This window comes from Gordonia gummivorans, from assembly GCF_022513585.1.
Classification (GTDB): domain Bacteria; phylum Actinomycetota; class Actinomycetes; order Mycobacteriales; family Mycobacteriaceae; genus Gordonia.
On the sequence record NZ_JAKWBF010000038.1, the window covers coordinates 12,075 to 35,875 of the forward strand.

The following is a 23,801-nucleotide window of genomic DNA, read 5'->3' on the forward strand; positions in this document are numbered from 1 at the left end:
CACTCTCCGCCGCCTTTTCCGCTCCCTGAGGCGTCGGGAAACCCCTTCCGCGAATCCCCCTCCGCTGGCTGAGGTGCGAGCCTGCGAGCCTCGAAGCCCTTGGTGGGAGGACATTGTCGTCTCACCAGGCCTTCGAGGCTCCTCGCTAGCGCTCGTCGCACCTCAGGCAGCGTATGGGAGGACAGCGCTCGTCGCACCTCAGGCAGCGGATGGGAGGACAGCGCTCGTCGCACCTCGGGCAGCCGATGATTACTCGATCAGGTGAGCGACAGCCCTACCCACAGCGCGACCACGGCGGTGAGAAGTGTTGCCGGAACTGTCAACAGGCCGAGCGTCAGGTACTGGCGCGACGTCGGAGAGCCGGTGTGGCGGTGCATGATGTCGCGCCACAACAGGTTTGCCAGTGAACCGAAGTAGGCGAGGTTCGGGCCGATGTTGACGCCGAGCAGCACGGCGAGGACCACGCCCGGACGGTCGGCGACCAGCGGCACCAGAAGCAGTGTGGCAGGCAGATTGTTGAGCAGATTCGCGAGCACGGCGGCGAGGACGGCCACACCGAGCAGCGTGAGCAGTCCGGTTCCGCTCGGAACGAGATCGGCGACCGCATCGCCGACCGCCCCCTCGCGTACCGGCAGGATGATGATGCCGAGTGCGGCGACGAAGGCGAGGAACGGGATGTTGATCGATCGCGCGGCCGATCGCAACGCCGCGAAAGGTGCACGACGCATCGATTCGACGAGCATCACCGCTGCACCGATCCACGCGACCGCGTAGAGCGGCAGCCCGACCGGCTCGGCCACCACGAACGCGGCCAGCAGCGCTCCCAACGAGATCAGCGAGAACAACGGGGTGGGCGCTACGTCGTCCGCGTCATCGCGACGATGCACGACCGGCACGTCGAGCTGACCCGCGAAGAACCACCGAAAGATCAGGTATTCCACCAGGATTGCCACGATCCACGGTGCCGCCATCAGTCCGGTGAACTCCAGGAACCCGAGCCCGGTCGCCGAGAAGGCGAGCAGGTTGGTGAGGTTGGACACCGGGAACAAGGTCGACGCGGTGTTGGCGAGATGATTGCTCGCGTACCCGACGGGTGCGACTCGTGCTCCCACCCGACGCGCGGTCAGCACCGCGACCGGAGTGAGCAACACGATGGTGGTGTCGAGGGACAGCACCGCGGTGGTGACCGCAGCCGCCACGAACACGATGCCGAGCAGCCGCGTCGGCGACCCCCGGCTGCGTCGGGCCAAGACGTGCCCCACCCAGGTGAACACACCTGTCCGCGCGCAGACGTCGGCGACCACGAACATCGCCGCGAGAAACGCGATGGTGGGTGCCATGAAGGTGAGTTCGTCGGCGGCGGCGGCCATCGTCGTCAGGCCCAGCACGAGGACAAGACCCGCCAGGGGAACGGCGAGGACCGCGGGCGGGACGCGTCGCACGCTGACGGTCACGACGATGACCACCACCAGGACTGCGATGGCGACCACCGAGCCGGCGATGCTATCGGTGGTCAGCACCGTGCACAGGGTACGCCGGGGTCATTCGAGAGCGTGTTCGTCGGCAGTCGACGGTGCGGCATCGTCGTCGTCGGAGCTGGTCTCGATGTCCGAAGGCACCGGGTTTGCCTCGATCACGCGTCGCGGCGCGAACCAGAACAAGACGGCGGAGCCGACGACGAGCACCGAACCGAGGACCACACACGCCTGGTTCATCGGCGCCACAAAGGCGCCCTGGGCGCCCTGCGCAAGCCGCTGCGCCAGGGGAGCAGCGTCGGCGGGGAGTCGGGCGATCACCTCGACGGCTTCGGCGAGCGACTTCGATATCCGGTCGGCCGCCTCGTTGGCTGCGTCGATGAGGGCCTGACCGCCGGCCGTATCACCGGCGGCGATCCGCTGCTGACCGGCCGCGGTCAACTGCTCGCGCGCGAGATCAGCTGTCGGTTCGATCCGAGACGTGTAACCCGCGGCCAGAATGCTGCCGGCGAGTGCGATGCCGATCGCGGCACCCAACTCGCGAGCCGTGTCGTTGACCGCCGACCCGATGCCCTGATTGTCGAGCGGGGTGTTGGACATGATGGCCGTCGTCGACGGTGCGGTCGCGATGCCGATCCCGGTCGCGCAGATCGAGATCATCCAGATCGACTGCCAGTAGGTGTCGTAGTCGACGGCACCGAGCAGGATCAGGCCGACACCGGCGAGCAAGATCCCACTGGCCAACACGAACCGAAGTGAGTGGAACCGAACCGCAAGCCAATTGCCGAGCAGACCGAAGATGACCGTGCCGGCGACCATCGGCATGAGGGCGAACGCCGATTGCAACGCCGTGAATCCGTAGACGAGCTGCAGCCGCTGCAGATACAGGTAGAACACCGCGAAGGAGGCGAAGAACTGCAGTGCAACCGAGAGGGATCCGGCGCCGAACGCGCGATTGGTGAACAGACGAACGTCGAGAAGCTTGTCGGTGCGACGGAGTTCGATCAGGCAGAACGCCGCGCCGAAGGCGACACCGCCGATGAGGGCGATCAACACCAGCGGGTCATCCCACCCGCGGTGCGGCGCTTCGAGTAGTCCGAGCACGACGCCGGTGACCGCGAGGATCGAGGTGATGGTGCCAGGGAAGTCGAACTTGCCGGGGTCGCGGTCCTTCGACGTCCCAATTGTGAGGCACAGCAACGCCATTGCGGCGGCCGAGATCGCGAAGGCGATGAAAATCGAACGCCACGAAAAGAACTCGAGGAGGAGGCCGGTGACGAGGAAGCCGGCGATCGCGCCGGCACCGGCGACCGCGGCCCAGATGCTGATCGCGATGGGTCGTCGTTCTCGGGGCACACCCGAGGTGATCAGGGACAGCGTCGTCGGCATGATGAGTGCCGCCGCGCCGCCGGCGAAGCACCGGGTCGCGATGAGCTGATTGGGGCCGGAGACCCAGATGGCCACCAGCGACGCGATGGCGAACAGGACCAGACCGACGATGAGCACTCCGCGTCGTCCGAATCTGTCGCCGATCGCGCCCGCCGGTAGCAGCAGCGCAGCGAGAACCAGTGTGTAGCCGTCGATGATCCAGGTCATCTGGCCTGCATCGGCGCCGGTGTGAATCGCGATCTGGGGCAGTGCTGTGTTCAGCGCTGCCATGGCTGCGACGACCATACTCACCGCGGCGCAGGCGATCAGGATGAGCCATGCAGAGCGGAGGTCCATGCCGCCGATGGTTCGCTGCTTCATGAGTGACCGCCCTTCGAGGCTCGCTGCGCGGGTCCTGAGTAGCGAGCCTGCGAGCGTATCGAAGGGCGCACCTCAAGGAGCGGTAATGAGTGCGTTGCGGTTTCGTTACCGCGACACGCGCGTCTCATGCTGTGCTCAGCGTCGCAACATGTGACACATTTATCACTGCTGTACCAACCCGGTGATGTGGACCACCGGCCCACGTTGTCCGGACAACCGAAAGCGGTGACAGGTCATGGCCTCTCCCCAGGTCGCTCCTTCACAACGTACCGACTACTCGCCTGCACGAGTGCACGTTTGGCGTGTGCTGTCGATGCTCGCCGCGCTCGTCGCGGTGGTTGTCGGCTTGCTCATCATCGTCACCTCGGCGGCATAACGCCTCACGCGGGCATTACCCCGCGTGACGTTCGATCGCGGCACCCACGCGTGGGAGTGCCGCGACGACATGGCTTTTCCCCTTTCCCCGTAGCGATCCATAGACCTTGGCGAGTGCGGGCTTCGCCGACTCGGCCTGGTCGTCGGTGACCGTCAGCAGGGCTTCGGCGGCCGCGTCGTCGTTGGCAACCAGGTGGTCGCCGAACGCGACGCCGTCGGGCTTGCTGTCCCAGAACGGTGCCAGTGCCGACAGGAAATCCGGCAGCATCAGATTCGTGGCGTTGGAGACGACGCCCGGCTTGATCTTCTGCGCGGCGGCATATGCCGTCTTGACGGCAGCGCCCGACAGACCCTTCTGGTCGGCGACCTCCGCGTCGATCACCCCCACCAGGTCCGCAACCACGGCTTCGCGGTTGTTCTCCAGCAAGGGGGTCAGCGAATCGCTCATCAGATCTCCTCGAAACTCGGTGTGGTGGCCGGTGTGGCCGCCGCGTCGAGGTTACTGCGCGCGGCGGAGCACCACATTGCCGAGTGCGGGTGCGTCGTCACGGTCGGCGACGGTGGCGGTGACGAGCAGCCGGTCGTCGGCCTCCCAGACGTTGACGTTGAGCGTTTCGCCCGGGAAGACGACCCCCGCGAAGGTCGCCGAGAACTCGCCGACCGCCGCCACGTCACCACCGAGGACCGAGTCCGTGACCGCCCGGCAGACGGTCCCGTAGCTGCACAGGCCGTGCAGGATCGGACGCGGAAAGCCGGCGCGTGAGGCGAATTCCGGATCGGAGTGCAGTGGATTGCGATCGCCGCAGAGTCGGTAGAGCAGAGCCTGCTGGGGCAGGGTGGCCACGGTGAGTCGGTGGTCGGGGTCACGGTCGGGGTAGGCGATCTTCGACGACGTGCCCCGCTCGCCCCCGAAGCCGCCCTCGCCCTTTGCGAAGATCGACGACCGGGCCGTCCACAGCGGCTCACCGTCGTCGGTGGTGGTCACCGATTCCTGCACGATCACCGCGGCCGAACCCTTGTCCTGCAGTTCGGCGATGCGGGTGCGGGTGGTCGCCTTGCCGCCCGGCGGTAGCGGCCGGTGCGCGGTGATCTGTTGACTGCCGTGCACCACTTTCGCGAGGTCGATGTCGACGCCCGGGAAGGAGACCTTGGGCGGTTCGGTCGCATGGAAGCTCGCCGCCACGGTGGCGAAGGTGGGCAACACCTTCGGCGTCGCGTCGTCGACGTAGGCCAACCCCGCGACATCCATGGGGTCGGCCGCCGCTCCCACCGCGAGGTGATAGAGCGCGACGTCCGACGGCGTCCAGGAGAAGGTGACCTCGGGGAGTTCGGCGCCGAGGGCGACGCCGGGATCGATGGGCACGGTTCAGGCTCCTGTCGACGGGGTTGCGGCACCGGCTGTTTCGGACTCGCGCGCACAGTCGAGTGCGGCGAGATAACCGAAGACGAGCGCGGGTCCGATCGTCGCGCCAGGGCCGGCATAGGTGTGGCCCATCACCGGCGCACTGGTGTTGCCGGCCGCGTACAGACCGTCGATGACCGATCCGTCGGCCCGCAGGGCCCGCCCGCTCGCGTCGGCGTCGATGCCACCCTTGGTGCCGAGGTCGCCCGGCACCATCTTCACGGCGTAGAACGGCGCCTTGTCGACGGCGCCGAGACTCGGATTCGGTTTGTTGGTGATGTCGCCGTAGTAATGGTCGTATCCGCTTGCGCCGCGGTGGAAGTCCTCGTCGGTGCCGGTCTTGGCGAAACCGTTGAAGCGGTCGGTGGTGGCCTTCAGTGCATCAGCGGGCACCCCGATCTTCTCGGCCAGCTCCGCGATGCTGCCGGCCTTGACGACGACACCCGATTCGAACCACTTTTTCGGAAGTGGCTGGCGTGCATTGATTCCCGCGAACAGGTAGCGGTTGCGGCAGCGCTGGTCGAAGACCATCCAGGCTGGCACATGCTCACCCGGGCCGTCGCCTTGGCCGAACTCGCCGCCGTACATCTGGTGTACCGCTTCGACATACGGCAGCGACTCGTTCATGAACCGCTTGCCGGCCATGTCGACGATGAACGTGCCGGGCACCGAACGTTCCGAGAGCGCAAACCACGGCCCGCGGGGAAGCGGGATGGTCGGGCCCCACCAGGCGTCGTCCATGTGGGAGACTGCTGCACCGATCTTGAGTCCCGCGTTGATGCCGTCGCCGGTGTTCGACGTCGCCCCGGTGGTCCAGTCCGAGCCGATCGGGTCGCGCTGATACTTCTTGCGCATCTCCGCGTTGTGCTCGAATCCGCCGCACGCCAGGATCACGCCGCGTCGGGCGCGAATGGTGACCTCGGCGCCGTCGGATTCGGCGATGACACCCGTGACCCGACCGTTCTCGGTGACGAGGTCTTTGAGTCCGGTGTCGAACCTGATCGGCACGCCCGCCGAGCGGACCCCGAGCAGCAGTTCGGCGGCGAGGGCGGCGCCCATGGCGATGTTCTTCTTGCCGCGGCTGCGCGACCAGAAGAAGCGTGCCGCCACCTTGCCCATCCGCCCTATGCCCTTCGGATGCCGCATCCCGATGTTGAGCCAGCGATAGTCGGACTGGAGCACCACCATGTTCAGCGGGGCCTTGGTGTACTGCGGGTGCAGCGTCTTGAGGTCGTCGCCGAGGCGGCGCGCGTCGAACGGCCGGGGTTCGATCGAGCGCCCACCGAGCCGACCACCGGGCGCCTCCGGGTAGTAGTCGGAGTAGTTCTTGACCCACTCGAGGTCCAGCGGCGCGTGCGCCATCAGGAAGTCCAGCGCCTCTGGGCCGCGGTCGATGTAGGCGTCGATGCGGTCGGCCGGCGCGTGCTCGCCGATGATGGCGTGGACGTACTCGCGAGCCTTGTCGGGAGTGTCCTCGACGCCGTCGCGCTTGAGCACGGAGTTGTTGGGGATCCAGACGCCACCTCCGGAGCGGGAGGTCGAGCCTCCCCAGTACGGCGACTTCTCGATCAGCACCGTGCGCAGACCCTTGTTGGCCGCGGTGATGGCCGCGCTCATACCGGCCGCTCCGGCGCCGACGACGATGACGTCGAACTCCTCGCCGTTCTCCTTGACTGCTGGTTCGGTCGCGTCGGCCATGTGGGTCCCTTCGTGCGCCGCGGGTGCAACGTGTTCTACCTACAAATTAGAACACGTTGCAGAAATGTGGCGCCAGGGGTGGCGGTACCTGCGCGGAAATCTGTACGTGGGAGTCCGACCGTGTGCACTGTGCGCGTGGCGCGCCTCCCAGGTACAGCTCTCCGCAGGTCACGGAGTGAAATCGAGTAGCGCGTTACTCGGGCGCCGGGGTTGCACATCGGTGATCCTGGTAGCGATCCCGCCTGACCAGTCGTTTTCGCATGCCGACCTGAGGAGTCCCGTGCCCGAAACGCCAGCGCAGCAACTGTCGAAACCCGCGAACGCTCCATCGGGCGATCCATCCACCGCGCCCGCGGCCCTGGAAGGCAAGACCCTGCGCATCGCGCTCGCCATGCGCGGTGGCGTCAGCATGGCGGTGTGGATCGGCGGCGCGGTCGCCGAGCTGGACCTGATGCGGCGTGCGGCGTGGGGGACGGAGAAATGTGGCTGCACGAACGGGTCGCCGGAACTCGCGTCGCCCAGGTGCCCGGCGCCCGGCGACGAGCGTCGTCGACGAGCGCATCTGTACCGCCAGATGCTGGACAGCGCAGGTTTCGGTCCCGTCGAGTTCGACATCCTGGCCGGCGCCAGCGCGGGCGGGTTGAACGCGATTCTGTACGCGCTCACGCAGAGCTATGGCGTGGTCAGTGACCGGACGGTCGGGCGGATGTGGTCCAACGACGGTGATCTGTGGGACCTGATTCGCGACCAGGGTTGGGGGTCTGTGCCGTCCCTGCTGGATGGCGATGGTCGATTCTTGGCGCTCGCCACGGACACGTTGAACAAGATTGGGGACGCGGCGAAGCTTGAACGCGCGCCGCAGCAGGATCAGATCGCCGTGGAACTTGCGGCGACCCTGCTGACCGACGGCGAGCAACGTTTGGGCAACCGAGCCAACTTCTCGTTCGCGCGACGGCCAGGCGGACTCAAGTCGGCATTCAGCACGATCCCCGGAGCTCCGGACGCCGCCGACGACGCTCCCGACCTTGCGAGGAGGCGCATGGCACTCGCCGCCCGGTCGACCTCGTCGTTTCCAGGCGCTTTCGAGCCGGCGGCGGTGCATTCCGTTCTCGGAGCCGACGCGACGGGACCCGTACGCACCGACGGCGGAGAACTCGTCGAGGGCAGCGCGAAGGATGCGGTCGTCAACATGGTCTCGGTGTTTCCGTTCGCTCGGCAGGGCGCCGACGGCACGGACGCAAACGAGCGGCTGGGTCGCCCCGTCGACACATTCAAGGTCATCGATGGTGGAGTTTTCGACAACATCCCGATCGATCGCGCGCTGCGGGCGATTCAACGTGCTCCGGCGTCGGATCCGTCTGAGCGGCATCTGATCTACCTGGATCCGCAACCGCCACGCCAGGACGAGTCACCGGCAGCACCGGTAGGCGGGACGCGAGGAGCGGACGCCCAGACCGCGAGTTCGGTCTCGTGGCTCTCGGTTGTGTTGGGAGCGAAGAAACTTCAGAAGCGCGAGGAGAGTGCCGCAGACGAGGTGGCACAGATATGGCGCTACAACGCCTCCGAGACGCAGGTCCGGGATCGGATGAATGCGCTCGGTGGCTTCGGGTCGCCCGCTGACGGTGTCGACTTCGGAAGCGAAGCCGGCTATCTCGACTGCCGGATCGGAAACGAGACGGAACGCATCGGTGAACTGCTTGCGGATCCGGTGGCCCAGATGTGTTCCCGGCCATTTGATTCGAGGCCCTATCCGCGATTCAAGAACAGCACGATCCTGCCGATCCGTCGGGAGGTCTTGAGGGCTTATGGGTTCATCGACTCATATCCGGCCGACGGATCGATCCCGATGGGGCCGTCACCCGAGGAGGTGAGATCGGCCAGAGAGGTCTATCGCCTTGGCGATGTCGTCCGGCTGGGCGAGGCGTGTCGCATTCTCATTGCGTGGGTTCAACAACTGCAAAGGCTTGGCGACGAGCAACTCTCGGCCGCCGAGGCGACGCCCGCACTGCGGGATCTGAAGGCCGGTCTCTACCGATGTTTGACCGTGCTGCGGGAGGGGCGTCGCATCACCACGGACGCGATGCTCGTGTCCCTTCCCGCCGGAGGTCCCGACGACGAGCCCATGAGCACGAGGATGATCAGGGGTATCGCGAGGCAGGACGGACTGTGGATATCAACCGGTGTAGCAGGCGTCCTTGCGCCGGAACCGGCTGATGTCGCCGAAGAGGAGTTCTATGCCGCACTGGCTGCGCCCGGCAGCGGTGTGACGGGAATAGGGGTGTGCGAGAAGGGCGCGCCAACGCCGCCGCCAGGGTCTTCGCTTCTGGCGTGTCTGCGGACGCGACTGGTCGACTATCTCTCGCATGTGCAGGCATGGGCCGTCGTGAATGACAATGGTGACGACGCCGCGGACCCGGACTTGTCCGCCTGGAACGAGTCGTTGTTCGCGGCAATCCGCGGGATGGATCTGACGATCGCCGGTATCACCCGTCTGTGCGCGCAGTCCGGTATACCTAACACCGCATCCACTGTGCGGTTCACCGAGATCACCGGTGACACCACACCGCGGGCCGCGTTTCCCAAACTCGTGAATGCCGCCATCGACAGCCAACTCGAGACATGGTTGCGCGCCGGTACCGATCCGGCGGTGCTCACGCCCGAGCGTCGGAAGCGGGCGATCGACGAGGCGGAACAGCTGAAGCGCGCCGACGTCAAACTGGCCGGCACGGTGCTTGCCCGGTTCGGTGGTTTCCTGGACGCGGGATGGCGGCGCAACGACTGGTGCTGGGGGCGGCTGGATGCCGCGGCCGGCGTCGTCGAATTGCTGATGAAACCCGCTGTGGGCAAGCAAGTTCGGGAGCAGGCGATCCGTGATCTCCAGAGCGAGATCCAGAAGGCTCCCGAGGGTGATTGCTCTGCGGACGACGCCCCACCGAGCGAGACGGTGCTGCGGGTCATCGACACGGTGAGCGGCGAGACCATCGACAATCTGCCGATCGGATACCGGTTCGGGGTGGTCGCCAGAACAGTGCCGTTGTTGCTGCGCGCGCTCTGGCCCGCGGAGTCCTCGGCAGGTGGAATCCAGGGCCTGTCCACCCGAATCGCCTTGCTTGCCGTGCGGCCGCTGGTGCCGGTCGTCACCCTGGCCGCAGACCTCCTGCGTCTCGTCGCGGCTGTCGGGGTCGCGATGCTTGCCGCTACCCTCCTGGGTTCTGGTGCGACCAAGTCGGTGGGCCAGGGAGTCTTCGTGACGCTGTTGGCGGCGGCCGGCGGGTATCTCCTGTGGCGCAGATTCCGGGTTCACAAACGATGGTCGCGGGTGAGAGCTGCGATCGACGCCGCGCCACGCGGGTTCGACACCACTCGGCCGGAGCGCTGGCAGAGCCGTGTGACCAAGGCGTGGCCGCGCGCCAGAAACCACCAGATCGCGGCCGCCGCACTCGCGGTGGTGCTCATCGCGATCGGAACTGCCTGGTGGATCAACAACTTCGCGAAATGGGTCGACGCCGACACGACGCTCGGTATCGGACTGGAGTTCATGGTCCTGGCCACGGTTGGAGTGGTACTCGCACTGTGGTACCTCAACGCCGAATCGCTCAAGGTCCGGACCGTGCCTCCGAAGCGAGGCGGCTGGCGTCTGTTCCTCATCGGCGCCACCTGGGTCATCTTTGCCGGGACGGGCATCTTCGCGTATTTCGCCGCGGCGAACGGTGAGTGCGTGCGCCAGATGATGAACAACTCGAAGGCCACATGCGACAGCCGCTTCGCGCATGTCATCGTCGACTGGATCCCCGGCTACGGCACGGCTGGCTATGCGGGCTTCGTGGCCGCAGCAGCCGTGCTCGGGCTCACGCTCCTCTCCTTCACCTTCTGGGCCAATTGGTGGTTCGCCATCCTTGCGGCCGCCGGTCTGGCGATCCTGGCAGGGCTGCTGCAATGGTGGTTCGAACACGTCTTCCACACGCCGATCCTCGACCTGTTCCCGATCGCGGTGTGGATGGTCGGTGTCGGAGTGACGCAACAGTGGGCGCCCAAACGGCAGCTGGCGCAGGTTGCCTCGCAGCGGGACTGGGTAGGGGCCTCGGCGCCGGACACTCCGTCGCCGTCGGCCGCGAGCACCGAGTAGCACCGAGCCGCGGGTTTCGCGTAGCCGTCTACTCGTGCACCCCGGTTCGACGGGGACGAGGCTGAGACGACGGACGTCGTGCCGTTCCCTGCACGTCGCCGTCGATGTCGGGAGATCGTCATGGAGGACGAGCAGTCAACGCGGTTGGTCGACCGCGCGCGCAGGGCGCCGATCGTGTGGATCGTCACGCTACCGGTACTCGCGATCAGCGCAGGTGTGGTGCTGATCGCCCTCAACTGGGGCGAGGCATCGCCGCCGGGGCTGCTCGCGTACACCTTCAACGATCCGACCAGCTCGATCCAGGTTAATGATGCCGTGTTTGCCGACTGGTTTGTGATCGTCGGCTACGCGATCGTGTTGGCGGTCTGTTCGATCTTTGTGTACCTGTACGCATTCGCGGATGCGACCCGCGTGATGGCACTGGTGTCGATGGGTGTCGCGGCCGTCGTAGTGGTCGCCGACGTCACCGAGAACGTCCTGCTTCTCGGCGGACCCCACTGGCGGTTCGCGGTGTCGGTGGCGGCGACGATCAAGTTCTGCATGCTGGTCGCCTCGATCCCGGTGGTACTCGGATTCGGGCACGTCCTCTTCCGACTGTTGACCTCGTGGATCACGGTCGGCCGGGTCGCCAAGCCACGAAAGAAGGACGGCGAGAACGAGCCCGCCATGCTCGACGTCGTCGACACCATCGAGGTCGCCGGCGATGAGACGAGGTGGGCCAAGGGCTTTGACGTGCCACCACCCGCCGGGCGTGGCGAGAACAGCGGCGACGAGCCGCGCGGTTTGTGCCTTTCCGGCGGCGGAATTCGCTCGGCGTGCGTGGCGATGGGGGCGATGCAGACACTGGCAAGGAGGGAGCTCTGTCCGGACGAGCAGAACCCGGGACGCAGTCCCAAGGTTCTCGACACCTTCGATCACATCGTCTCGGTCTCCGGTGGTGGCTACACCGCCGGTGCCTATCTCCTTGCGCTGCACGAGAAGCCGAACGCGCCGCGTCCTGCACTTGCGACGGCCGCAGATCGCGAAACGTCACCGGTAACAACGCCGCCTCCGCCCAAACTGTCCGATCGTTTCACCGAGGGGTCGATGGAGTTCGACCACATCCGTCGTCACTCCAGCTTCATCGCCGACTCCGCGGGCGGTCTCGCGGTGGCGCTCGGCGTGGTCTTCCGGAACCTCGTGGTGGCGTTGGTCAGCCTGTTCGCCCCTGCCGTGATCGCCGGTGGTCTGATCGCCCTCCTGTTCGCCGATATTCCACTGTCGGCGATCGACATCGTCCCAACGGGCGTGATGAGTTCCGATACGACCGCGGGACACGTTCCGATGGTGATGTGGGCCATCGGAGTGTTCGTGGCCGCCGGTGTGGTGGCCCTGCTCATCTCGGTCTTCGCCGAGGTCTTCGATCCAAAGTCGAAGCGTACGAGTCGCAATGGGGTGTCCACGGCCATCCGGATCAATGAGGCCGGGCTACGGATGGTGCAGTTCAGCGCCGGGTCGGTGATCCTGTTGGTCACTCTCTGTTTCGCCATTCCCGCGTTGATGCACACCTGCTGGAACATCGTGCACGACAACGATTCCGGTTCCTCTGACTTTCCATCGGCCGTTGGTGGCGTGACCGCGCTGTTCCTCGTTCAGTACGTCGCGACACTGGTGGCGATGCTATGGCGCCACAAGGATTCGTGGTGGCAGCGGGCCAAGGGTCTGGTCGGCAAGGGCGGAAAGCAAGGTGTGGTCAGAGCAGTGCCGCGCGGCGTCATCTCGCTGATCACGACAGCGCTGTCCCTGATCTTGCTGGGGGTGACCTGGCTGATGGTGGCGGGCGGCGTCGCCGCGAGCGGGCTGGAGGTCATCGTGGGCGATCGCCCACTCGGGCCGTTCGTCACCACGATGGCAGTCGCTGCCGGGCTGATCCTCGTCGTCGCAGCACTCGACGTCACGTCGGTGAGCTTGCACCCGTTCTATCGCCGACGCCTTGCGGCGGCCTTCGCGGTGCGACGAGGAGCGAACGTGGCAGAGCCGTACCACTACCAGGAATCCACCGACCTCTCGACTCATGGGACCACCGGAGAGGACCTGCCGCACTTCGTGTTCGCCTGCGCCGCAGCGGTCACAGGCACCGACAAGCCGGCGCCCGGCCTGAGTGCCTACTCGTACACGATGTCGGCCGACCACATCGGTGGACCCGAATTCGGGTACCTCCCGACCAAGGCCGCTGCGTCGACCTGCTCGCCCCGCCTACGCCGCGATCTGACGGTGCAAGCCGCGATGGCCACCAGCGGGGCGGCTTTCGCGTCTTCGATGGGGCGGCAGGGCCGCTGGTACCAGAAACTGCTCGCGCTGTCCGGGGCACGCCTCGGCACATGGCTACCCAATCCCGAGTTCGTCCGAGAGGTCCGGGCCGCCGACCAGGACGAGCGGGAAGCAGGCGGTGGATTGTTCCATCGCGGCCGGGACCGCAGTGTTCCCCTGCGGTTCCCGTTGTTCCGTGGCGTGTCCTATCTCTATCGAGAAGTGCTGGGCTGCAATCATCGTGGTGCCCGTCTTCTGCAGGTCACCGATGGTGGACACTACGAGAACCTGGGTTTGGTCGAATGTCTCCGACGCAAGTGTCGAACCATTTACTGCGTCGATGCCAGTGGTGATCCACCTCCGACGCTGAGCACCCTGCACGAGGCCATCCGCCTGGCCGAGTACGAACTCGGCGTGCGAATCGTCCTACGTGAGGGCGGTCTGCGCGACATCGTTCCGGGATCAGAGGAAAAGCCCACCGAGATCGATGGAATGGAGGACCAACTCGCCAAGCGTGTTGCCCTGTCACCGATCATCGTGGGCGACATCATGTATCCGGCAGCCGCGGGTCTTCCGGAGAACCATGACACCGGCTTGCTGATCTTCGCCAAAGCCGTGCTCACCGATGAATGTCCGGGATGGCTGAAACGTTATGCCGCAGAAAGCCCGACCTTCCCGCATGACAGCACATCCGACCAGTGGTTCGGTGAAGCACAGTTCGCCGCGTACGTGGAACTCGGCCGAGTGCTTGGTCGGGCGGCGTACGCAGCTGAATTCGGCGGCGAGCACGAAAGCGCAGACGACACAGAGTCTATTGGGAGCCGCCCTGCAGCATGAGTCCCGTACTCGCTTCGCCACCCTCACGATGCAGGTTCATCAGTTCGACCATTCTCGTCGTGTCGTTGGTGGCATAGGCGTCGACGATCTGGTCATGCTCGGCCAACACTCGGGCCCGCGCTGCCGGATCATGCAGGTAAGCAGCGTGATACGGCATCGCCATGGTCCACAGTCGACGGAGCTCGGCAACCATCAGCGTCAGTGGTGACTGCCCGAACATGGCGAAGTGAAAGTTCTGGTTGCGCAGACGCATCGTCACGATGTCGTCGTGTGCAGCGCTGTGGGCGACGTCGGTGCCCAGACGAACGACCTCGGCAAGGGTGATGTCATCGGGTTTCGGAAGGCTGAGTAGCACTTCGCGTTCCAGTAGGGATCTCATCCGGTAGATCTGGTCGAAGTCGGTCTTGTTCAACCGCGCCACCGTGTAGCCGACGTTCGGCTCATGAGAGACGAGTCCCGATGCGGCAAGTTGTCGCAGTGCCTCTCGCACGGGTAGCCGGCTGACACCGAAACGCTGTGCCATCAACTCCTGTCGGATCGGCTGGCCGGGGAGCAGTTCGCCGGTGACGATGAGGTGCTCGATCCCGCCGACGACCCGACCGGAGACCTTCCCCATGGTCCGATCCGAATCGATTGTCACAGTGCGGATTCCGTGGTGAGTGGCTCGCCGAGAACACCCGACGCCGCAAACTCCTCGACCGTCTCCTCGGTGTAGCCCATCGCCCGCAGCACGGCTCGGGTGTCGTGGCCGCGCGGCGCCGCGGGACGCGGACTCCGGTGCGCTGAACGACTCAGGGAGACCGGAACGCCGATTCCGCGGTACTCCTCGGTGTCCAGGAAGAGTCCACGATGGCGCACCTGCTCGGACTGCAGCGCCTCGTCGACGGTGTGCACGGCGCTGGCGGCGACGCCGGCCTTTTCGAGTCGCACAGCGAGATCCTCGCGACGATGCGTGGCGATGCGTTCGCTGAGCGTTGCGATGAGCTCGTCACGGTGCGCATGCCGATCGGCATTCGTGGCAAAACGCGGATCGGACCCCACCTCGGGAGCGCCGAGTGCCGAGGCCAGTGACCGGAACTGGCGATCGTTGGCGGCGCTGATGAACAGGTCGCCGTCTCGGGCCGTGAAGACCTGATAGGGCACCACAGTGGGATGAACATCGCCCGTTCGTTGCGGAACCGAGCCGCTGGTAAGCCAATTCGCGGAATGCGGATGCAGAATGGAGATCACCGAATCGAGCAGGGTGATATCGACGAGCTGCCCGCGGCCGCTACGGCCGCGCTCGAGCATCGCAAGAAGAATCCCCTGAACCGCGTGATTGGCAGCCATCAAGTCGACGATCGGGACACCCATGCGCAGCGGTTTGCGGTCGGGATACCCGTTGATACTCATCAATCCGCCGAAGGACTGCAGAACGGCGTCGTATCCGGGAAGCCCACCCAGTGGTCCGTCCACCCCGAAGCCGGTGATGCGGCAATACACCAGCCCGGGATTCATCGGCGCGAGCACATCGTCGTAGTCGAAACCCCAGCGCGCCATGGTTCCCGCCTTGAAGTTCTCGACCACCACGTCGGCGCCGGCCAGCAGTTCACGGAGGATGCCGCGTCCCTGGTCTGTCCGCAGGTCCAGGCTGATGTTCTCCTTGCTGTGATTGAGTCCCGCGTAATAGGCGCTGCTCGTGCCTGATTCGATGAACGGCGGACCCCATCCCCGGGTCTCGTCACCAGTCGGCGCCTCGACCTTGATCACCTCGGCGCCCTGGTCGGCGAGCGTCTGCGTGGTGTACGGCCCTGCCAGCACCCGGCTCAGATCCAGGACTCGGACACCGCTCAGGACGCCATGGTTCTCGGTACTGTCCGCGGTCCGCCACGCCTTGCGGCCGTCGATGCGGTCGTCGTGTGCGTTCATGCATTGCCCCCTGCGTCCGTGTGTTCTCCGACAATCACATCCCAGACATCGGTCCCGTCATCGAGGATCTGGGCGGCCAGCAACTGAGCCCAATCCTGTTCGCTCCCATACCGGTCGCGCCATGTCCAGAGCGACGTGGTGAACCGGCCCAACGGATGCTCTGCGGTGAAACCGATGGCGCCGTGGAGTTGATGCGCCGCGGCCGTGATCTCTCGTGCGCTCGACGACGCCACGGTCTTGGCGGCGGCGATTGCGGTTTGGGCCGCTTCGGTGGAAGAACTCTGAGATGCGTCGACGGCCGCGGTAGCCGCAGTCTCACACAGGGCTGTGAGAGCGGCCAACCAGGCGAGACGATGTTGGACGGCTTGGAATTTCGACAAGGGCCGTCCGAACTGCGTTCGCTCGTTGACGTATCGGATCGTGCGGTCCCGGATCGCGCCCGCGGAGGCTGCCATGACCGCCGAGTAGGCCAGTGCTGCACGTGTCTGCAGCTCATCGATGCCGATCGGTGACGGTGCCTGGAAGAGAACAGGAGTCGAGTCGAACGTCAGGTCGGTGACGGTCGCTCCGATCAGATCGGTTCGTTCATCGACGGTGATCCCCTGCGCGGATGTCGAGACTACTGCGAGTTGTGGAGATCCCGACCCAGCCGGTTCGACCAGGACGACCACGACGTCGGCCATGTCGGCGTGGACCACCCCGGTGACCAATCCGTCGATCACCATGGCCTCGGAGGAATCACCGAGGGCACAACGACTATCGCCCACGGCAATGGTAGCGATGGCCGACTCCACATCGAAACCGGCGCTCGCAGCGAGCCATCCAGCAAGGACGGTGTGCTCGATCACCGGCGTCAGTGCGCCGTGCGCCGAAGCTGCCGCTGCGAGGGTGACGGCGTCGGCCATGCTCCCGCCGGAACCACCGACGTTCTCGGGGATTCCGATCGCCGTGAAGCCGGCCTCCGCCAGCGCCGCCCATAGATCTCGGTCGGGCACCGCGGCGGGCGTGGTGGTGTCGATGCCCACACGGTCGACGATCGTGTCGACAACCTCGGTGATCTCGTTGTTGGGATAGGTCATCGCAATCCCATTCCCCGAGCCACGATTCCGCGGAGGATCTCATTGGTCCCGCCCCGCAGGGTGAACGCCGGTGTGTGCAGCACACTGGCCGCGAGCAGACGTGCAAACGGGTCGTGACCTCCTCGCGCTGCAACAGTGCCGCTCGACGTGCGAACGGCTTCGACCAGGTCGCCCTCGAAGGTGGACCCCACGTCCTTGACCATCGCGGCCAGCACGTCGGGGCGGCCACCCGCATCGAGTTCATGCGCGACAGCCAGTGACATTCGACGCAGCGCCCACGCCCGAGCGGTGAGCATGCCCAACGTCTTTCGCTGCTCGGGTGTAGCTCCGGTGGTGCGGAGAAGATCGGCCCAGGCGCGCAGCAGCGGCATCGTCGACAGGTATCGCTCTGGTCCGGACCGCTCAAAGGCCAACTCTCCCATGACCTGTGCCCAGCCCTGTCCGCGGACGCCCAGCAGCGCATCTGCCCCGACCCGTGCGTCGTGGAATTTCACCTCGTTGAAATGTTCGGCGCCGTCGATGCTGCGTAACGGTCGGATCTCGATGTCGGGGTGGGGGAGATCCACCACGAACTGGGAGAGACCCCGCTGCCTGTCGTCGGGGCCGCCGTCGGTACGGGCGAGCAGAACCATGGCATCGGCCAGATGGGCGCCGGTGGTCCAGACCTTGGTTCCGGTGATCGTCCACGACCCGTCGTCGTGGGGAACGGCGCGCGTTCGCACACCCGCGAGATCCGATCCGGCGTCCGGCTCGCTCATCCCGATCGCGAAGAATCGCTCACCCGCCGCGATCGCCGGCAGGTAGCGGGCCTTCTGGACCTCGGTCCCGTTGGCAAGGATTCCCGGAGCCATCTGACGGTCCGAGATCCAATGTGCGGCAACCGGTGCGCCGTGGGCGAGCATCTCTTCGGTCACGACGAACCGTTCGATGGGGGAGCGTCCGTGGCCGCCGTATTCGGTCGGCATCGTCATGCCGATCCAGCCCTGTGCGGCCACGCGCGCACTGAAGTCGCCGTCGAATCCGGTCATCCAACTGTCCGAGACGGGTTCAAACCTCCCCGCCGCCAATTCCGTTCGCAGGAATGCGCGAACCTCGGCGCGCAATGCGGCCAGGTCGGCGTCTGAGGGGCGAAGCCGCGTGGCGGCGGTCATGACTTCGCGGGACCGCGAGACGACCAGGCGCCCTGCCCCTTTCGCGACATCGACCACATCTGCACGCCGCGCTCGATCTCCAGCGCCGATGCCCAACTGACCGCGGGCGGTCCGAGTTCGAGTCGAGCGCTCTGCTTGATCCGTCGGGTCAGTTCGGGATCGGCGGCCGGCGCTGTTGTCAGGCCGGCGATCAGTCCGTCGATCTCGTTCTCCGGGGCCGCTGCATAGGCGAGGCCGCGGTCGACCGCCTGGGTTCCGGTGAACGATTGGCCGCATGTCGCCATCGCGAGGGTCGTCGACCAGCCTGTGGCGCGTCCCAGAAGCGAGAGATGTCCGCCACCAGGGTGAATGCTTCGTGCCGCGAACCCGCTGTCGATCACAGCATCCGGGGTGACGATCACGATGTCGGCGGCCAACGCCAAATTCAGGCCCGCCCCGACTGCACCGCCGACGACGCGCGCGATGGTCGGTACCGGCAGCTCGCCGATCCGGACAAAGGTGCGGTAGACCGCCGAGGTGCGTGACACGGCCTCGGGTGAGGCCGGATCCGACGACGACGCCGCGAGGTCGCGCGTATCCGCACCGCTGCAGAAGTAGGCGCCGTTCGAACGGACGACCGCCACGCCGATCCGCATGTCTCGCTCGACGCGGTCGCAGAAGTCGTCGATGAGCGCCGCCATCCCCAGCGTGATGGCGTTCTTTCGGCGCGGGTTGTTCAAGGTGAGCGTCGCGACGCCATCGGTGACATCGATGATCACCGGGGGTTGTGACGCGGCGTCGGTGCCGTCCTGCTCAGTTGTCATGAGCATGCAGACTAGCAGATTGGATACAAAATGAGATCCAAAGCAAGCTCGGGGCCTCGAGTCCCACTGGGCGGGCGATGGGGCACGAACTCGGCCGTCCGCGTCGTAACGTCTGAGCCACGAGGCGTGCCGGCAGATCGACGAGCCCTCGAGTGCCCCTCCCGCCACGCGGCGTCATGCCCTAAACTAGAACACGTTCACTCGACGGGAATGGGGACGATATGGCGGTCGACCAGGCAATTCGTGAGCGCATCGCTCTCGATTTGTGGAACGCGGAGCAGTCGGCGGTCGCGATCGACCGACCGACCGATTCGCATGCCGAACTCGACGTCGTCGACGCCTACGAGATCCAGCTCATCAACATCCGCAAACGGCTCGATGCCGGGGCCAAGGTCGCCGGACACAAGGTGGGCCTCGCGTCCGAGGCGATGCAGAAGATGATGAACGTCGACGAGCCCGACTACGGGCATCTTCTCGACGAGATGCAGTACTTCGAGTCGACGCCGATCGACCGGTCGAAGCTCTGCTATCCGCGAGTGGAGGTCGAGGTCGGTTTCATCCTGGGCGCAGACCTGCCGGGTGAGGGATGTACCAACGACGACGTCATCGAGGCCGTCGAGTGGGTGGTCCCGTCGATCGAACTGATCGATTCTCGGATCAAGGACTGGAAGATCACCCTCTGCGACACCATCGCCGACAACGCGTCGTCGTGCGGCTGGATTCTCGGTGAGCAGCGGGTGCCGATCAGCGAGATAGACACCGGCGACATCGACGCCGTCCTGCATCGCAACGGCGAGGTGGTTGCCAAGGGCAATTCGTCTGCGGTGCTGGGACATCCGCTGAACGCGGTGAGCTGGCTGGCGCGCAAGGTCGAGGCCTTCGGCGTGCGGCTGCGCAGGGGCGACGTGATCTTGCCCGGCACCGCGACCCGCGCGATAGACATCGACGCGGGTGATCATTTCGTCGCCGAGTTCGCCGGACTCGGCAGCGTGACACTGGATTTCGAGTAACAACACTTTGAACGCAGGACAATCACAGGAGGCGCAGGTGGCAGCCAAGCTGACCGCAGCGATCATCGGGTCGGGCAACATCGGCACCGATCTGATGTACAAGCTGGAACGATCCGAGGTGATCGAGCCACGCTGGATGGTGGGCATCGACGCCGATTCCGAGGGTATGAAACGGGCGGCCGATCACGGCCTGATCACCATGAGCGGCGGAGCCGACGAACTGCTCGGCTCCAGCGAGAAGCCCGATCTCATCTTCGAGGCCACGTCGGCCTACGTGCATCGTGAGTACGCGCCGAAGTATCAGGAGGCCGGAATCACCGCCGTCGATCTGACGCCCGCGGCCGTGGGCCCGGCCGTGGTGCCGCCGGCGAATCTGCGCGAACACCTCGACGCGCCGAACACCAACATGATCACCTGTGGCGGGCAGGCCACCATCCCGATGGTGCACGCGGTGAGTTCGGTTGTGCCGGTGCCGTATGCGGAGATCGTCGCCTCGGTCTCATCGGTGTCGGCCGGGCCCGGTACCCGTGCGAACATCGATGAGTTCACCCGCACGACCTCGAAGGGCGTCGAGACCATTGGTGGCGCTCAACGCGGCAAGGCGATCATCATCCTCAACCCGGCCGATCCGCCGATGATCATGCGCGATACGATCTTCTGTGCCATTCCCGAGGATGCCGATACCGACGCGATCGCTGCGTCGATCCACAAGCGGGAAAAGGAGATCCAGCAGTACGTGCCGGGGTATCGGCTCCTGCAGGACCCGCAGTTCGACCCACCGAGTGTCCTCAACGGCGGGTATGCCCGCGTGTCGATCTTCGTCGAGGTGGAGGGCGCCGGCGACTTCTTGCCGCCCTACGCGGGAAACCTGGACATCATGACCGCCGCCGCCACCAAGGTCGGCGAAGAGATCGCGAAGCAGAAGCTGGGAGTCAACGCATGAGTACCGATTTGATGGCCAACGCGCGCAAGTACTCCGACACTCTCGACATCCGGGTCACCGACTCGTCGCTGCGCGATGGCAGTCACCACAAGCGGCATCAGTTCACCGAGGACGAGGTCCGCTCGATTGTGGGCGCGCTCGACGACGCGGGTGTGCCGGTCATCGAGGTCACCCACGGTGATGGTCTCGGTGGGTCGTCGTTCAACTATGGATTCTCCAAAACCCCGGAGCAGCAACTGATCAAGGCGGCCGCGGAGACCGCGAAGCGGGCCAAGATCGCTTTTCTGATGCTGCCGGGCCTCGGGACCAAGGACGACATCCGCGCCGCGCAGGACAATGGTGGTCAGATCTGCCGCATAGCCACGCACTGCACCGAGGCCGACGTGTCCATCCAGCACTTCGGGCTCGCGCGTGACCTCGGACTCGAGACGGTCGGTTTCCTGATGATGAGTCACACCCAGAGTCCGGAGAAGCTGGCCGAGCAGGCCCGCATCATGGCCGATGCGGGGTGTCAGTGCGTGTACGTCGTGGATTCGGCCGGCGCGCTGGTGCTCGAGGATGTGACGGTGCGTGTACAGGCACTGGTCGCCGAGTTGGGCGATGATGCGATGGTGGGTTTCCACGGACATGAGAATCTCGATATCGCGGTGGCGAATTCGATCAGCGCAATCCGTGCAGGCGCCCAGCAGATCGACGGTTCGATCCGCAGGTTCGGTGCGGGAGCGGGCAATACGCCGACCGAGGCTTTTGTCGGTGTGTGCGACAAGCTCGGTATCACGACCGGCATCGATTTCATGAAGATCGCTGACGCAGCACAGGACGTTGTTCGGCCGGCGATGCCCAGCGAGTGCCTCGTTGATCGTTCGGCGATGATGATGGGCTACGCCGGTTGCTACTCGTCGTTCCTCAAGCACGCCGAAGGGCATGCGGAGCGGTACAACGTGTCGGCGGCCGAGATCCTCATCGAGGCAGGCAATCGCAAACTGGTTGGTGGTCAGGAAGATCAGCTCATCGACATCGCGCTGGAGCTGAAGAAGAAGCAGGACGCCAACGCGGGAGTGTGATCGCCTCGCACCTCAGTCAGCGGGAGGTAGGGCTCAGCGGAAGGCCGCGACGAACGCGTCGAGTGCGGTGTCGGGGTCGGTCTTCGCCCAGCCTTCCAGGCCGATGACGCCGGTGTAGTCCACGTCCTTGAGCGCTGCCGCTATGGCCGGATAGTTGATCTCTCCGGTGCCGGGTTCGCAGCGACCGGGGACGTCGGCCACCTGGATCTCGCCGATGAAAGGCAGTGCGCTCCTGACGAGTTCGATGAGGTTTCCTTCGCCGATCTGGGCGTGATAGAGGTCCAGATTCATGCGGAGGAACGGCGAGTCGACGGCCCGAACCAGCGCCATGGTGTCGGCAGCCCGTGCAAACGGTGTCCCCGGATGATCCACAGCGAGGTTGAGGTTCTCGAGTGTGAACACTCGACCGTGGCGTTCGCCGAGTTCCGCGAGCCGCTGCAGCGTATTCGCCGCCGTCAGCCACATGTCCGGAGTTGTCACCTCGATCGGGATCACCGGTAGGCCACTCGAATCAAGGCCCGTCCCATGCACATTCAGGCGCGGGCAGTCCAGGATCGACGCTACCTTGATCGACTCCTCGGCCGAGTCGAGCAGCGCTGCGATGCCGTCGGGGTCGGTGAGGTTGCCGGTGAGATAGCCCGTCATCGAGGAGAACTGTGCGCCGGATGCGGCCAGTCCTGAGATGTCTTTGGTCGACCAGTCCCAGATCTCCACCAGCAGGCCACGTTCGGCGATCGCACGGACGCGTTCGAGGAAGGGCCGGTCGAGGTAGAGCATTTCCGCACTCGCGGCCAGTGCATAGCCCGACGGTGTCATCGTGTCACCTCGTCGATGGCGACGGTGGTTCCGGTCTCCACACTGCGAATCGCTGCCAACGCGACAGCCAACGCGATTCGGGCGTCCTCGCCCGTCGGCGTCGATGAATGCTGCTCTGACCCAGCTGTGTTGATGGCTTCGACAAACGCCGCCAGTTCACCGACATATGCCGTGTGCAGAAGTTCGGTGTCACGACGCGCGGTCTCGATTTCGACGCCGCCGGCACCGAAGAAGGTCATGTCGGTGGTGCGGGCAGTGCCTGCGGTAGCCATTCCGGCCGAACCGAACACCTCACCGCGGACGTCGTAGCCGTAGAGGGCAGAAAAGCTGGCCTCCGCGGTTCCGATGGCGCCGTTGTCGAAGGTGACCGTGACGACGGCCGTGTCGAGGTGACCGGTGGCCTTGGCGTCGGGGCGGATCAGCGCGTCGGCAAACGCATGTACCGCGACTGGCCGTGCGCCCGGATTGAGGAAGCACAGTGCGTCGAAGTCGTGAATGAGTGTCTCGAGGAAGATGGTCCACTGCGGGACACGCGTCGGGTCGGCCTGCCACGGACCCGGATCGCGCGTGAGCGATCGCAGCAACTGTGGAGTTCCGACGCGTCCCGTGTCCACCATCCGTCGTGCGGCCGCGAAGCCCGGGGCAAAACGACGATTGAAGCCGACCTGCAGGACCACCCCGGCGGTCCGCGCGGCGTCGATTGCGCGGTCTGCCTCGTCCAGGGTGACCGCCATCGGCTTCTCGCAGAAGACATGTTTGCCGGCGGCGGCAGCACGGCACACCAGTTCGCTGTGGCTGCGCGCGGGAGCGGTGATGAGCACCGCGTCCACGAGTGGGCTGTCGAGCACGACGTCGATGTCGGTGGTGGCGATCTCGGCTCCGACCTGGTCGGCGAGCCGGCGGGCCGCACCGTCGACAGGGTCAGCGACGGCCACGAGATCGGCGCCGTGGACGTGTCGGGCGACGAGTTCGGCATGGCTGGAGCCGATCCGCCCGGCGCCGATTGTGGCAACTCGAACGACGTCGCTCCGGGTGGATGGGTCAATGGGTGCAGAGGTGGGTGCGGTCACGGGCGT

18 protein-coding genes are annotated in these 23,801 nt (G+C 65.6%); 6 read left to right on the top strand and 12 right to left on the bottom strand.

Annotated features, from left to right (window positions below; all coding sequences use genetic code 11):
* Nucleotides 1-257: 257 nt before the first annotated feature.
* The gene (locus tag MKW15_RS21445; protein WP_240861900.1) at nt 258-1,520 is read right to left on the bottom strand and encodes an ArsB/NhaD family transporter; all 1,263 of its coding nucleotides are present in this window, start codon (nt 1,518-1,520) and stop codon (nt 258-260) included.
* A gap of 21 nt (nt 1,521-1,541) precedes the next feature.
* Nucleotides 1,542-3,224: an MFS transporter gene (locus MKW15_RS21450; protein ID WP_240861902.1), complete on the bottom strand. Its 1,683-nt coding sequence runs from the start codon at nt 3,222-3,224 to the stop codon at nt 1,542-1,544.
* Nucleotides 3,225-3,459: 235 nt separating this feature from the next.
* Here MKW15_RS21450 and MKW15_RS21455 point away from each other — a divergent pair, with 235 nt between their 5' ends.
* Entirely contained in the window at nt 3,460-3,600 is a 141-nt protein-coding gene (locus MKW15_RS21455; protein ID WP_240861904.1) for a hypothetical protein, read from the top strand.
* Nucleotides 3,601-3,615: 15 nt separating this feature from the next.
* Here MKW15_RS21455 and MKW15_RS21460 read toward each other — a convergent pair whose 3' ends face one another.
* The 3 genes from MKW15_RS21460 to kstD are packed head-to-tail and all read right to left on the bottom strand — an operon-like array spanning nt 3,616 to nt 6,699.
* Complete coding sequence (locus MKW15_RS21460; RefSeq protein WP_240861906.1) at nt 3,616-4,047, bottom strand: DUF6918 family protein; 432 nt, start codon at nt 4,045-4,047, stop codon at nt 3,616-3,618.
* A 51-nt stretch (nt 4,048-4,098) separates the two neighbouring features.
* Nucleotides 4,099-4,962 carry a MaoC/PaaZ C-terminal domain-containing protein gene (locus tag MKW15_RS21465; protein ID WP_240861908.1) on the bottom strand — a complete coding sequence of 288 codons (864 nt, stop codon included), beginning with the start codon at nt 4,960-4,962 and terminating at the stop codon, nt 4,099-4,101.
* Nucleotides 4,963-4,965: 3 nt separating this feature from the next.
* Nucleotides 4,966-6,699 (bottom strand): 3-oxosteroid 1-dehydrogenase, encoded by a 1,734-nt coding sequence (gene kstD / locus MKW15_RS21470; RefSeq protein ID WP_240861910.1) that lies wholly within the window; start codon nt 6,697-6,699, stop codon nt 4,966-4,968.
* Nucleotides 6,700-6,979: 280 nt separating this feature from the next.
* Between kstD and MKW15_RS21475 the strand changes: the two genes are divergently transcribed.
* Nucleotides 6,980-10,825 carry a DUF3376 domain-containing protein gene (locus tag MKW15_RS21475; protein WP_240861913.1) on the top strand — a complete coding sequence of 1,282 codons (3,846 nt, stop codon included), beginning with the start codon at nt 6,980-6,982 and terminating at the stop codon, nt 10,823-10,825.
* 120 nt (nt 10,826-10,945) lie between these two features.
* On the top strand, nt 10,946-13,951 hold the full coding sequence (locus MKW15_RS21480; protein WP_240861914.1) for a patatin-like phospholipase family protein: 3,006 nt from the start codon (nt 10,946-10,948) through the stop codon (nt 13,949-13,951).
* Here the strand turns inward: MKW15_RS21480 and MKW15_RS21485 are convergent.
* Genes MKW15_RS21485 through MKW15_RS21505 form a run of 5 tightly spaced genes read right to left on the bottom strand, consistent with a single transcriptional unit; the run spans nt 13,926 to nt 18,892 of the window.
* Complete coding sequence (locus tag MKW15_RS21485; protein WP_308221083.1) at nt 13,926-14,591, bottom strand: GntR family transcriptional regulator; 666 nt, start codon at nt 14,589-14,591, stop codon at nt 13,926-13,928. The two genes, MKW15_RS21480 and MKW15_RS21485, sit on opposite strands and share 26 nt — an antisense overlap.
* Entirely contained in the window at nt 14,588-15,859 is a 1,272-nt protein-coding gene (locus tag MKW15_RS21490) for a CaiB/BaiF CoA transferase family protein (RefSeq protein ID WP_240861916.1), read from the bottom strand. Before MKW15_RS21490 ends, MKW15_RS21485 begins: the two co-directional genes overlap by 4 nt.
* The gene (locus MKW15_RS21495; protein WP_240861917.1) at nt 15,856-16,938 is read right to left on the bottom strand and encodes an acyl-CoA dehydrogenase family protein; all 1,083 of its coding nucleotides are present in this window, start codon (nt 16,936-16,938) and stop codon (nt 15,856-15,858) included. Before MKW15_RS21495 ends, MKW15_RS21490 begins: the two co-directional genes overlap by 4 nt.
* Nucleotides 16,935-18,089, bottom strand: a complete 1,155-nt coding sequence (locus MKW15_RS21500; protein ID WP_240861919.1) for an acyl-CoA dehydrogenase family protein — start codon at nt 18,087-18,089, stop codon at nt 16,935-16,937. Before MKW15_RS21500 ends, MKW15_RS21495 begins: the two co-directional genes overlap by 4 nt.
* Nucleotides 18,086-18,892: an enoyl-CoA hydratase-related protein gene (locus tag MKW15_RS21505; RefSeq protein ID WP_240861922.1), complete on the bottom strand. Its 807-nt coding sequence runs from the start codon at nt 18,890-18,892 to the stop codon at nt 18,086-18,088. Before MKW15_RS21505 ends, MKW15_RS21500 begins: the two co-directional genes overlap by 4 nt.
* 221 nt (nt 18,893-19,113) lie before the next feature.
* On the opposite strand from MKW15_RS21505, the gene MKW15_RS21510 reads away from it, so the two are divergent.
* The 3 genes from MKW15_RS21510 to dmpG are packed head-to-tail and all read left to right on the top strand — an operon-like array spanning nt 19,114 to nt 21,909.
* Nucleotides 19,114-19,902: a 2-keto-4-pentenoate hydratase gene (locus tag MKW15_RS21510; RefSeq protein WP_240861924.1), complete on the top strand. Its 789-nt coding sequence runs from the start codon at nt 19,114-19,116 to the stop codon at nt 19,900-19,902.
* Nucleotides 19,903-19,939: 37 nt separating this feature from the next.
* On the top strand, nt 19,940-20,845 hold the full coding sequence (locus tag MKW15_RS21515) for an acetaldehyde dehydrogenase (acetylating) (protein ID WP_240861926.1): 906 nt from the start codon (nt 19,940-19,942) through the stop codon (nt 20,843-20,845).
* Nucleotides 20,842-21,909 carry a 4-hydroxy-2-oxovalerate aldolase gene (gene dmpG / locus MKW15_RS21520; protein WP_240861927.1) on the top strand — a complete coding sequence of 356 codons (1,068 nt, stop codon included), beginning with the start codon at nt 20,842-20,844 and terminating at the stop codon, nt 21,907-21,909. The genes MKW15_RS21515 and dmpG overlap by 4 nt, the downstream gene beginning before the upstream one ends.
* A gap of 33 nt (nt 21,910-21,942) precedes the next feature.
* Here the strand turns inward: dmpG and MKW15_RS21525 are convergent, their stop codons facing one another.
* Nucleotides 21,943-22,725 (bottom strand): TIM barrel protein, encoded by a 783-nt coding sequence (locus MKW15_RS21525; RefSeq protein ID WP_240861930.1) that lies wholly within the window; start codon nt 22,723-22,725, stop codon nt 21,943-21,945.
* Nucleotides 22,722-23,795, bottom strand: a complete 1,074-nt coding sequence (locus tag MKW15_RS21530; RefSeq protein ID WP_240861931.1) for a Gfo/Idh/MocA family oxidoreductase — start codon at nt 23,793-23,795, stop codon at nt 22,722-22,724. Before MKW15_RS21530 ends, MKW15_RS21525 begins: the two co-directional genes overlap by 4 nt.
* Nucleotides 23,796-23,801 lie beyond the last annotated feature (6 nt).

What these genes read in the sequence shown, in the direction of transcription:
- MKW15_RS21505 (WP_240861922.1), bottom strand. Translation starts at nt 18,892, where the DNA reads ATGACAACTGAGCAGGACGGCACCGACGCCGCGTCACAACCCCCGGTG.
- kstD (WP_240861910.1), bottom strand. Translation starts at nt 6,699, where the DNA reads ATGGCCGACGCGACCGAACCAGCAGTCAAGGAGAACGGCGAGGAGTTC.
- MKW15_RS21455 (WP_240861904.1), top strand. Translation starts at nt 3,460, where the DNA reads ATGGCCTCTCCCCAGGTCGCTCCTTCACAACGTACCGACTACTCGCCT.
- MKW15_RS21460 (WP_240861906.1), bottom strand. Translation starts at nt 4,047, where the DNA reads ATGAGCGATTCGCTGACCCCCTTGCTGGAGAACAACCGCGAAGCCGTG.
- MKW15_RS21500 (WP_240861919.1), bottom strand. Translation starts at nt 18,089, where the DNA reads ATGACCGCCGCCACGCGGCTTCGCCCCTCAGACGCCGACCTGGCCGCA.
- MKW15_RS21525 (WP_240861930.1), bottom strand. Translation starts at nt 22,725, where the DNA reads ATGACACCGTCGGGCTATGCACTGGCCGCGAGTGCGGAAATGCTCTAC.
- MKW15_RS21490 (WP_240861916.1), bottom strand. Translation starts at nt 15,859, where the DNA reads ATGAACGCACACGACGACCGCATCGACGGCCGCAAGGCGTGGCGGACC.
- MKW15_RS21450 (WP_240861902.1), bottom strand. Translation starts at nt 3,224, where the DNA reads ATGAAGCAGCGAACCATCGGCGGCATGGACCTCCGCTCTGCATGGCTC.
- MKW15_RS21510 (WP_240861924.1), top strand. Translation starts at nt 19,114, where the DNA reads ATGGCGGTCGACCAGGCAATTCGTGAGCGCATCGCTCTCGATTTGTGG.
- dmpG (WP_240861927.1), top strand. Translation starts at nt 20,842, where the DNA reads ATGAGTACCGATTTGATGGCCAACGCGCGCAAGTACTCCGACACTCTC.
- MKW15_RS21495 (WP_240861917.1), bottom strand. Translation starts at nt 16,938, where the DNA reads ATGACCTATCCCAACAACGAGATCACCGAGGTTGTCGACACGATCGTC.
- MKW15_RS21480 (WP_240861914.1), top strand. Translation starts at nt 10,946, where the DNA reads ATGGAGGACGAGCAGTCAACGCGGTTGGTCGACCGCGCGCGCAGGGCG.